Genomic DNA, 10,053 nt, shown 5'->3' on the forward strand with positions numbered 1-10,053 from the left:
GGACAAGGGCAAGCAGGGCAAGGTCATTGCCGCTTACCCGCGCGACGAGCGCGTCCTGGTCGAGGGTGTCAACCGGGTCAAGAAGCACACGAAGGCCGGCCCGACCGCCAGCGGTTCGCAGGCCGGCGGCATCGTGACCACCGAGGCCCCTGTCCACGTGAGCAACGTTCAGCTCGTCGTGGAGAAGGACGGCAACAAGGTCGTCACGCGTGTCGGTTTCCGCTTCGACGAAGACGGCAACAAGATCCGCGTTGCCAAGCGGACGGGTGAGGACATCTGATGACGACCACCACCACTCCGCGTCTGAAGACGAAGTACCGCGAGGAGATCGCGGCCAAGCTGCAGGAAGAGTTCTCGTACGAGAACGTCATGCAGACCCCCGGCCTGGTCAAGATCGTGGTCAACATGGGTGTCGGCGACGCCGCCCGTGACTCGAAGCTGATCGACGGCGCCATCCGCGACCTCACCACGATCACCGGTCAGAAGCCGGCCGTGACGAAGGCCCGGAAGTCCATCGCGCAGTTCAAGCTGCGCGAGGGTCAGCCGATCGGCTGCCACGTCACGCTCCGTGGCGACCGCATGTGGGAGTTCCTGGACCGCACCCTGTCGCTCGCGCTTCCGCGCATCCGCGACTTCCGTGGTCTGTCCCCCAAGCAGTTCGACGGCCGTGGCAACTACACCTTCGGTCTCACGGAGCAGGTCATGTTCCACGAGATCGACCAGGACAAGATCGACCGCGTCCGGGGTATGGACATCACCGTGGTCACCACGGCGACCAACGACGCTGAGGGCCGTGCCCTTCTCCGTCACCTCGGCTTCCCGTTCAAGGAGGCGTAAGCGAGATGGCGAAGAAGGCTCTTATTGCCAAGGCTGCTCGTAAGCCCAAGTTCGGTGTGCGCGCCTACACCCGCTGCCAGCGCTGTGGCCGTCCGCACTCCGTGTACCGCAAGTTCGGCCTCTGCCGCGTGTGCCTTCGTGAGATGGCTCACCGTGGCGAGCTGCCGGGCGTGACCAAGAGCTCCTGGTAATTCCCCTCTGTCCTTAGGGACTTGGGAATTACCGGAGGCTCTCGGTAAGTATCTGGTCGGTAGGTGGCCCACCTCTCCATGGCTTAGGCTAGGAGGGTTGGGCGCCTGCCGCCCTGACCGACTTACTACGCCGTAGGTCCCCGCGCCGCACCCGTCCCGCCTCTGAGTGGGGAGAGGGATGGCGCAGATAGGAAACCACGGCGAGAGAGGCCGAAGGCCAATTCATGACCATGACTGATCCGATCGCGGACATGCTGACTCGTCTGCGTAACGCGAACTCGGCGTACCACGACTCCGTGGCTATGCCGCACAGCAAGATCAAGTCGCACATCGCGGAGATCCTCCAGCAGGAGGGCTTCATCACGGGCTGGAAGGTCGAGGACGCCGAGGTTGGCAAGAACCTCGTTCTCGAGCTGAAGTTCGGCCCGAACCGTGAGCGCTCCATCGCGGGCATCAAGCGGATCTCCAAGCCCGGTCTCCGGGTTTACGCGAAGTCCACCAATCTGCCGAAGGTGCTCGGCGGCCTCGGCGTGGCGATCATCTCCACGTCGCACGGTCTGCTCACCGGCCAGCAGGCAGGCAAGAAGGGCGTAGGTGGGGAAGTCCTCGCCTACGTCTGGTAGTCGGGAACGGAGGAATAGCTAATGTCGCGTATTGGCAAGCTCCCCATCACGGTTCCCGCCGGCGTGGACGTCACCATCGACGGCCGTACGGTCTCGGTGAAGGGCCCCAAGGGTTCCCTCTCCCACACCGTCGTCGCGCCGATCGAGATCGCTAAGGGTGAGGACGGCGTTCTGAACGTCACCCGCCCGAACGACGAGCGTCAGAACAAGGCCCTGCACGGCCTGTCCCGCACGCTGGTGGCGAACATGATCACCGGCGTGACCCAGGGTTACGTGAAGAAGCTCGAGATCAGCGGTGTCGGTTACCGCGTGCTCGCGAAGGGCTCCAACCTGGAGTTCTCGCTGGGCTACAGCCACCCGATCCTGGTCGAGGCCCCCGAGGGCATCACCTTCAAGGTGGAGTCCGCGACCAAGCTTTCGGTCGAGGGCATCGACAAGCAGAAGGTCGGCGAGGTTGCGGCCAACATCCGCAAGCTGCGCAAGCCCGACCCGTACAAGGCCAAGGGTGTCAAGTACGAGGGCGAAGTCATCCGCCGCAAGGTCGGAAAGGCGGGTAAGTAAGCCATGGCATACGGTACGAAGATCGCTAAGGGTGACGCTTACAAGCGTGCCGCGATCAAGCGTCGCCACATCCGGATCCGCAAGCGGGTCTCGGGCACGGCCGAGCGTCCTCGCCTGGTCGTGACGCGCTCGAACCGCAACATCGTCGCCCAGGTCATCGACGACATCCAGGGTCACACCCTGGCGTCGGCGTCGACCCTGGACACCACCATCCGTGGTGGCGAGGGCGACAAGTCGGCGCAGGCCAAGCAGGTCGGCGCCCTGGTCGCCGAGCGTGCCAAGGCCGCGGGCGTCGAGACCGTTGTGTTCGACCGTGGTGGTAACCAGTACGCCGGGCGCATCGCCGCCCTGGCGGACGCCGCCCGCGAAGCCGGACTCAAGTTCTGAGTCGGTTCCGTAGCTAGCGGAAACAGAGAGAGGTAATTCCAATGGCTGGACCCCAGCGCCGCGGAAGCGGTGCCGGTGGCGGCGAGCGGCGGGACCGGAAGGGTCGCGACGGTGGCGCTGCCGCCGAGAAGACCGCATACGTTGAGCGCGTTGTCGCGATCAACCGTGTCGCCAAGGTAGTCAAGGGTGGTCGTCGCTTCAGCTTCACCGCGCTGGTCGTGGTGGGCGACGGTGACGGCACCGTAGGTGTCGGTTACGGCAAGGCCAAGGAGGTGCCGGCCGCCATCGCCAAGGGTGTTGAGGAGGCCAAGAAGCACTTCTTCAAGGTCCCCCGTATCCAGGGCACCATCCCGCACCCGATCCAGGGCGAGAAGGCCGCGGGCGTCGTCCTGCTCAAGCCGGCTTCCCCCGGTACCGGTGTTATCGCCGGTGGCCCGGTGCGCGCCGTTCTGGAGTGCGCCGGCGTTCACGACATCCTGTCGAAGTCCCTGGGCTCCGACAACGCGATCAACATCGTGCACGCGACCGTGGCGGCCCTCAAGGGCCTGCAGCGTCCCGAGGAGATCGCGGCTCGCCGTGGTCTGCCCCTCGAGGACGTCGCCCCCGCGGCTCTTCTTCGTGCACGTGCCGGGGCGGGTGCGTAATGGCTCGCCTCAAGGTCACGCAGACGAAGTCGTACATCGGCAGCAAGCAGAACCACCGCGACACCCTGCGCTCCCTTGGTCTCAAGGGCATCAACACGCAGGTCGTCAAGGAGGACCGCCCCGAGTTCCGCGGAATGGTGCACACCGTCCGCCACCTCGTGACGGTTGAGGAGGTCGACTGACATGGCGGAGCAGAACCCGCTGAAGGTCCACAACCTCCGGCCCGCCCCGGGCGCCAAGACCGCCAAGACCCGTGTGGGTCGTGGTGAGGCGTCCAAGGGTAAGACCGCTGGTCGTGGTACCAAGGGCACCAAGGCCCGTTACCAGGTTCCGGAGCGCTTCGAGGGTGGCCAGATGCCCCTCCACATGCGTCTCCCGAAGCTCAAGGGCTTCAAGAACCCGTTCAAGACCGAGTTCCAGGTCGTGAACCTCGACAAGCTGAGCGCGCTGTACCCGGAGGGTGGCGAGGTCACCGTAGAGGGTCTCGTCGCCAAGGGTGCCGTTCGCAAGAACAGCCTTGTCAAGGTCCTCGGCCAGGGTGAGGTCACCGTGGCGCTGCAGGTGACGGTTGACGCCGTCTCCGGCTCCGCCAAGGAGAAGATCACCGCCGCCGGCGGTACCGTCACCGAGCTCGTCTGAATTCATCAGGCTTCTCGATGACTTGAGCGATTCCCAGCCGGGGATGCCCCACAAAAGGGGCATCCCCGGTTGGTCGTTCCAAGGGGGGCACGGTCGCCGGTAAGGTGGCGTGCACTGTCTAAGCTCCGTGCGGTCTGCCCGCGCGGAATTCTGACTGATACGTATTCGTCGATCCTCAGACCACTAACCTCTGACGCACGCGCGCGGGGGTCGCAGGAGGCACCGTGCTCACCGCGTTCGCCCGGGCGTTCAAGACGCCCGACCTGCGCAAGAAGCTGCTCTTCACGCTGGGCATCATCGTGATCTACCGGATCGGTACGCACGTACCGATTCCTGGTGTCAGCTACAAGAACGTCCAGACCTGCATGGACGTCGCGAACACCAATCAGGGGTTGTTCGGTCTCGTCAACATGATGAGCGGCGGTGCCCTGCTGCAGATCACCATCTTCGCGCTCGGCATCATGCCGTACATCACGGCGAGCATCATTCTTCAGCTCCTCACCGTGGTGATCCCGCGGCTCGAGGCCCTCAAGAAGGAGGGCCAGGCGGGCACGGCCAAGATCACGCAGTACACGCGTTATCTGACCGTGGCGCTCGCGATCCTGCAGGGCACCGGCCTGGTGGCCACCGCCCGCACCGGCGCGCTCTTCTCCGGCTGCCCCGTCGCCAGCGAGATCGTGCCCGACCAGTCGATCTTCGTCACCGTCACCATGGTCATCACGATGACCGCGGGTACGGCCTGCGTGATGTGGCTCGGTGAGCTCATCACCGACCGCGGCATCGGCAACGGCATGTCGATCCTGATGTTCATCTCGATCGCCGCGACCTTCCCGAGCGCCCTGTGGGCCATCAAGCAGCAGGGCTCGCTGGCCGACGGCTGGATCGAGTTCGGCACGGTCATCGCGGTCGGTCTGGTCATGGTCGGTCTGGTGGTCTTCGTCGAGCAGGCGCAGCGACGCATTCCCGTCCAGTACGCGAAGCGCATGATCGGCCGCCGGTCCTACGGCGGTACGTCGACCTACATTCCGCTGAAGGTCAATCAGGCCGGCATCATCCCTGTGATCTTTGCCTCTTCGCTGCTCTACATTCCGGCTCTCGTCGCGCAGTTCGCGGGGGGCAACTCGGGGTGGAAGCAGTGGATCGAGGCGAACCTGACCAAGGGTGACCACCCGATCTACATCACGACGTACTTCTTGCTGATCGTGTTCTTCGCCTTCTTCTACGTGGCTATCTCGTTCAACCCCGAGGAAGTCGCGGACAACATGAAGAAGTATGGTGGCTTCATCCCGGGCATCCGGGCTGGCCGTCCGACCGCTGAGTATCTGAGTTACGTACTCAACCGGATCACCTGGCCGGGCTCGCTGTATCTGGGCCTGATCGCTCTTGTGCCGACGATGGCGTTGGTGGGCTTCGGCGCGAACCAGAACTTCCCGTTCGGCGGGACAAGCATCCTGATCATCGTGGGTGTGGGTCTGGAAACCGTGAAGCAGATCGAGAGCCAGCTCCAGCAGCGCAATTACGAAGGGTTCCTCCGCTGATGCGTATCGTCCTCGTCGGGCCGCCCGGTGCGGGCAAGGGAACGCAGGCTGCGTTCCTTGCCAAGAACCTGTCGATCCCGCACATCTCCACGGGCGACCTCTTCCGCGCCAACATCAGCCAGGGCACGGAGCTGGGCAAGCAGGCGAAGGCGTTCATGGACGCCGGCAACCTCGTCCCCGACGAGGTGACCATCGGCATGGCCAAGGACCGCATGGAGCAGCCGGACGCCGTGAACGGCTTCCTGCTCGACGGCTTCCCGCGGAACGTGTCCCAGGCGGAGGCCCTTGACGCGTCGCTCAAGGCGGACGGGCAGCAGCTCGACGCGGTGCTCGACCTCGAGGTCCCCGAGGACGAGGTGGTCAAGCGCATCGCGGGCCGCCGCATCTGCCGGAACGATTCGAGCCACGTCTTCCACGTGTCGTACAGCAAGCCGAAGACCGAGGGCGTCTGCGACGTCTGCGGCGGCGAGCTCTACCAGCGCGGTGACGACAAGGAAGAGACCGTGCGCAAGCGTCTCGACGTGTACCACCGCGAGACCGAGCCGATCATCGACCACTACAAGGCCCAGGGCCTTGTCGTCACGATCTCGGCCCTTGGCAAGGTGGACGAGGTCACCAAGCGTGCGATGGACGCGCTCTCTCGCGAGGACGCGTAACTCAAGCAGTGACACGTGGGCCGCGGCATCCCTCAGGGGTGCCGCGGCCCACGTCGTGGACGGGGCGCGGGGAGGTTCGTCCCCGCCGTATCGTTGTGGATGTCCCGTCATCTCAGGTTCAGAAAGGCTCAGGCCCCTTCATGGTGCAGATCAAGACCCCCGAGCAGATCGCGAAGATGCGTGAGGCGGGCCTTGTCGTCGCCGCCATTCACGCCGCGACGCGTGAGGCCGCGGTGCCCGGCGCCACGACCAAGGACCTGGACGACGTCGCGCGCAAGGTGATCGCCGAGCACGGCGCCAAGTCCAACTTCCTCGGGTACGGCGGCTTTCCCGCGACGATCTGCACCTCGGTCAACGAGGTCGTCGTACATGGCATCCCGGATGAGAAGACCGTCCTGAAGGACGGCGACATCATCTCCATCGACGCGGGCGCGATCATCGACGGCTGGCACGGCGACGCCGCCTTCACCGCCTTCGTCGGCACCGGTCACGCTCCGGAGCTGATCGAGCTCTCCCGGGTGACCGAGGAGTCGATGTGGGCGGGCCTCGCCGCCATGAAGCAGGGCAACCGCCTCGTCGACATCTCCCGCGCCATCGAGACGTACATCCGCCGGCAGCCGAAGCCGGGCGGCGGCAAGTACGGGATCATCGAGGACTACGGCGGTCACGGCATCGGCACCGAGATGCACATGGACCCCCACCTCCTGAACTACGTCGAACGTCGGCGCGGCAAGGGCCCGAAGCTGGTCCCCGGCTTCTGCCTGGCCATCGAGCCGATGGTGTCCCTCGGCACGCCCCGCACGGAGGTCCTCCAGGACGACTGGACCGTCATCACGACGGACGGCACCTGGTCCTCGCACTGGGAGCACTCCATCGCGCTGACGGAGGAGGGCCCGCTGGTCCTCACGGCTCCTGACTGCGGCAAGGCGAAGCTGGCGGAGTACGGGGTTACGGTCGCGCCGGATCCGTTGGGCTGAGTCCGTCTGCGGCGGGGCGGGCGCCTCTCGTGTCGGGACTCGGCAGTGGTGCGTTGTGCCCACCCGTTCCGCCGTGCGGAACGCCTGCCCACAACGCGAGCGGCAGGGGTGGCTGCGGCGGGCTCGGACCCCGGGTTGCTTAAGGATCTTCCAGGTGGGGCATTCTCTCTCGATTCGTCTTTCCGGGTGGCCTGACGTAGACTGACGCGTCGGCTCTCGTGCGTCCGTGTGTCTGCATGCGGTGTGTGAAGTCGATCAAGGTAGTCGATTCGAAGGGCGAAGCGTGGCCAAGAAGCAAGGTGCCATCGAGATCGAAGGCACTGTCGTCGAGTCTCTTCCGAACGCCATGTTCAAGGTGGAGCTCCAGAACGGCCACCAGGTCCTGGCACACATCAGCGGCAAGATGCGCATGCACTACATCCGTATCCTCCCTGACGACCGGGTCGTGGTGGAGTTGTCTCCGTACGACCTGACGCGTGGCCGGATCGTCTACCGGTACAAGTAGATCTTGCCCGCACCCCATTCACGTGGGGTGATGGCACTGACCCGGAGAACCTCACCCAATGAAGGTCAAGCCGAGCGTCAAGAAGATCTGCGACAAGTGCAGGGTGATCCGCCGTCACGGCCGGGTCATGGTTATCTGCGACAACCCGCGCCACAAGCAGCGCCAGGGCTGACGCACGACTGCAGTTCGCAGATTTTCGCGCGACGCAATTAAGCACATATGCAGGACCCGTCCCTCTTCAGATCCATCGGTAATGGAGGGCGACACCCCCGGTCGGAGGCCGGGGACTCAGGATGTACCTCATACGGCACCTGGGAACGGTTCTGCTGAAGACCTCCGAAAATCAACAGGAGCCTTGAATGGCACGCCTTGAAGGTGTTGACCTCCCGCGCGACAAGCGCGTTGAGGTTGCCCTCACGTACGTGTTCGGCATTGGCCGCACGCTGTCCCAGCAGACGCTGGACGCCACCGGTGTTGACCGCAACACCCGTGTTCGCGACCTGACCGAGGAAGACCTCGTCAAGATCCGCGAGTACGTGGACGCCAACATCCAGACGGAGGGTGACCTCCGCCGCGAGATCCAGGCCGACATCCGCCGCAAGGTCGAGATCGGCTGCTACCAGGGTCTGCGTCACCGTCGTGGCCTGCCCGTCCGCGGTCAGCGCACCAGCACCAACGCCCGCACCCGTAAGGGCCCGCGTCGCGCCATCGCCGGTAAGAAGAAGCCGGGCAAGAAGTAGTCCTCAGCGGTCGATCGACAGCTGTCGCTGCAGGACCGACCACCTCGCGTAGGAGTTATAGATGCCCCCCAAGGGTCGTCAGGGCGCTGCCAAGAAGGTGCGCCGCAAGGAAAAGAAGAACGTCGCTCACGGGCACGCCCACATCAAGAGCACGTTCAACAACACGATCGTGTCCATCACGGACCCGACCGGCAACGTGATCTCCTGGGCCTCCGCCGGCCACGTCGGCTTCAAGGGCTCGCGCAAGTCCACTCCGTTCGCCGCGCAGATGGCCGCCGAGTCGGCTGCCCGTCGCGCGCAGGAGCACGGCATGCGCAAGGTCGACGTCTTCGTCAAGGGCCCGGGTTCCGGTCGTGAGACCGCCATCCGTTCGCTCCAGGCGACCGGCCTTGAGGTCGGCTCGATCCAGGACGTGACGCCCACGCCGCACAACGGCTGCCGTCCGCCCAAGCGCCGTCGCGTCTGACGTTCGTACGTCGCTTGTCTTGAGGATTCGGGCGGTACGGCTCTTCGGAGTCGTATCGCCCGTACCCTTGTAACGAATCAGGGCATCAAATAGTGGGTGCCCCTGACTGAAGGATCGCAACATGCTGATTGCTCAGCGTCCCTCGTTGACCGAAGAGGTCGTCGACGAATTCCGCTCCCGGTTCGTGATCGAGCCGCTGGAGCCGGGCTTCGGTTACACCCTCGGCAACTCCCTGCGTCGGACCCTCCTGTCGTCGATCCCCGGTGCGGCTGTCACCAGCATTCGCATCGACGGTGTCCTGCACGAGTTCACCACCGTGCCGGGCGTCAAGGAAGACGTCACCGACCTCATCCTCAACATCAAGCAGCTCGTCGTGAGCAGCGAGCACGACGAGCCTGTCGTGATGTACCTGCGCAAGCAGGGTCCCGGTCTCGTCACCGCCGCCGACATCGCGCCGCCGGCCGGTGTCGAGGTGCACAACCCCGACCTGGTCCTCGCCACGCTCAACGGCAAGGGCAAGCTGGAGATGGAGCTGACCGTCGAGCGCGGTCGCGGCTACGTCTCCGCCGTCCAGAACAAGCAGGTGGGCCAGGAGATCGGTCGTATTCCGGTCGACTCCATCTACTCGCCGGTTCTGAAGGTCACGTACAAGGTCGAGGCCACGCGTGTCGAGCAGCGCACCGACTTCGACAAGCTGATCGTCGACGTCGAGACCAAGCAGGCCATGCGTCCGCGTGACGCCATGGCGTCTGCCGGTAAGACGCTGGTCGAGCTGTTCGGTCTCGCCCGTGAGCTGAACATCGACGCCGAGGGCATCGACATGGGTCCGTCCCCGACGGACGCCGCCCTGGCCGCCGATCTGGCGCTGCCGATCGAGGAGCTCGAGCTCACCGTTCGGTCGTACAACTGCCTCAAGCGCGAGGGCATCCACTCCGTGGGTGAGCTCGTGGCTCGTTCCGAGGCCGACCTGCTCGACATCCGCAACTTCGGTGCGAAGTCGATCGACGAGGTCAAGATGAAGCTGAACGGCATGGGTCTTGCGCTGAAGGACTCGCCTCCCGGCTTCGACCCGACCGCCGCCGCCGACGCCTTTGGTGCCGACGACGACGCGGACGCCGGGTTCGTCGAGACCGAGCAGTACTAAGAGCTCGGGACCGGCTGTTTGAGTTTGGCTGTGCGTGCGATGTGGTTGCTCGCGCAGTTCCCCGGGGGGGGGGGGGGGGGGGGGGGGGGGGGCGCCGCCCCCCCCCCCCCGCCCCCCGGCCCCGCCCCTCACACACAAAAAACAA

Annotated in this window: 17 protein-coding genes; all 17 read left to right on the forward strand. The window is 65.0% G+C overall.

All coding sequences use genetic code 11. The features are described from left to right. Positions 1-280 (forward strand): 50S ribosomal protein L24 (gene rplX, locus ACFWY6_RS40180; RefSeq protein ID WP_384701271.1); only part of this gene is annotated, 280 nt, incomplete at its 5' end. Then, entirely contained in the window at positions 280-837 is a 558-nt protein-coding gene (gene rplE / locus ACFWY6_RS40185; RefSeq protein ID WP_360768525.1) for a 50S ribosomal protein L5, read from the forward strand. The genes rplX and rplE, both read left to right, overlap by 1 nt. 5 nt (positions 838-842) lie before the next feature. After that, positions 843-1,028, forward strand: a complete 186-nt coding sequence (locus tag ACFWY6_RS40190; protein WP_003956452.1) for a type Z 30S ribosomal protein S14 — start codon at positions 843-845, stop codon at positions 1,026-1,028. Positions 1,029-1,252: 224 nt separating this feature from the next. Further along, on the forward strand, positions 1,253-1,651 hold the full coding sequence (gene rpsH, locus ACFWY6_RS40195) for a 30S ribosomal protein S8 (protein WP_030359017.1): 399 nt from the start codon (positions 1,253-1,255) through the stop codon (positions 1,649-1,651). A 21-nt stretch (positions 1,652-1,672) separates the two neighbouring features. Beyond that, positions 1,673-2,212 carry a 50S ribosomal protein L6 gene (gene rplF / locus ACFWY6_RS40200; protein WP_360768529.1) on the forward strand — a complete coding sequence of 180 codons (540 nt, stop codon included), beginning with the start codon at positions 1,673-1,675 and terminating at the stop codon, positions 2,210-2,212. Between the two features lie 3 nt (positions 2,213-2,215). After that, positions 2,216-2,599: a 50S ribosomal protein L18 gene (rplR, locus tag ACFWY6_RS40205; protein ID WP_360768532.1), complete on the forward strand. Its 384-nt coding sequence runs from the start codon at positions 2,216-2,218 to the stop codon at positions 2,597-2,599. A 41-nt stretch (positions 2,600-2,640) separates the two neighbouring features. Continuing rightward, positions 2,641-3,243 carry a 30S ribosomal protein S5 gene (rpsE, locus tag ACFWY6_RS40210; protein WP_135332562.1) on the forward strand — a complete coding sequence of 201 codons (603 nt, stop codon included), beginning with the start codon at positions 2,641-2,643 and terminating at the stop codon, positions 3,241-3,243. Continuing rightward, positions 3,243-3,425, forward strand: a complete 183-nt coding sequence (gene rpmD, locus ACFWY6_RS40215; protein WP_055553514.1) for a 50S ribosomal protein L30 — start codon at positions 3,243-3,245, stop codon at positions 3,423-3,425. Before rpsE ends, rpmD begins: the two co-directional genes overlap by 1 nt. A gap of 1 nt (position 3,426) precedes the next feature. Then, positions 3,427-3,882 (forward strand): 50S ribosomal protein L15, encoded by a 456-nt coding sequence (rplO, locus tag ACFWY6_RS40220; protein WP_055564835.1) that lies wholly within the window; start codon positions 3,427-3,429, stop codon positions 3,880-3,882. A gap of 224 nt (positions 3,883-4,106) precedes the next feature. Further along, entirely contained in the window at positions 4,107-5,420 is a 1,314-nt protein-coding gene (gene secY / locus ACFWY6_RS40225; RefSeq protein WP_266869988.1) for a preprotein translocase subunit SecY, read from the forward strand. After that, positions 5,420-6,076 (forward strand): adenylate kinase, encoded by a 657-nt coding sequence (locus ACFWY6_RS40230; RefSeq protein ID WP_360768539.1) that lies wholly within the window; start codon positions 5,420-5,422, stop codon positions 6,074-6,076. The genes secY and ACFWY6_RS40230 overlap by 1 nt, the downstream gene beginning before the upstream one ends. Positions 6,077-6,216: 140 nt before the next feature. Further along, complete coding sequence (map, locus tag ACFWY6_RS40235; RefSeq protein ID WP_384701281.1) at positions 6,217-7,053, forward strand: type I methionyl aminopeptidase; 837 nt, start codon at positions 6,217-6,219, stop codon at positions 7,051-7,053. A 283-nt stretch (positions 7,054-7,336) separates the two neighbouring features. Then, a complete protein-coding gene (infA, locus tag ACFWY6_RS40240; protein ID WP_003948620.1) occupies positions 7,337-7,558 on the forward strand; it encodes a translation initiation factor IF-1 in 222 nt (73 codons plus the stop codon). Between the two features lie 58 nt (positions 7,559-7,616). Further along, on the forward strand, positions 7,617-7,730 hold the full coding sequence (rpmJ, locus tag ACFWY6_RS40245; protein ID WP_003974245.1) for a 50S ribosomal protein L36: 114 nt from the start codon (positions 7,617-7,619) through the stop codon (positions 7,728-7,730). A gap of 187 nt (positions 7,731-7,917) precedes the next feature. Beyond that, on the forward strand, positions 7,918-8,298 hold the full coding sequence (rpsM, locus tag ACFWY6_RS40250) for a 30S ribosomal protein S13 (RefSeq protein WP_360768545.1): 381 nt from the start codon (positions 7,918-7,920) through the stop codon (positions 8,296-8,298). Positions 8,299-8,359: 61 nt separating this feature from the next. After that, positions 8,360-8,764, forward strand: a complete 405-nt coding sequence (gene rpsK, locus ACFWY6_RS40255) for a 30S ribosomal protein S11 (protein ID WP_003948617.1) — start codon at positions 8,360-8,362, stop codon at positions 8,762-8,764. A gap of 121 nt (positions 8,765-8,885) precedes the next feature. Next, on the forward strand, positions 8,886-9,908 hold the full coding sequence (locus tag ACFWY6_RS40260) for a DNA-directed RNA polymerase subunit alpha (RefSeq protein WP_016645160.1): 1,023 nt from the start codon (positions 8,886-8,888) through the stop codon (positions 9,906-9,908). Positions 9,909-10,053: the final 145 nt, after the last annotated feature.

It is taken from the genome of Streptomyces sp. NPDC059037 (assembly GCF_042740015.1).
In the GTDB taxonomy this organism is placed as follows: Bacteria; Actinomycetota; Actinomycetes; order Streptomycetales; family Streptomycetaceae; genus Streptomyces.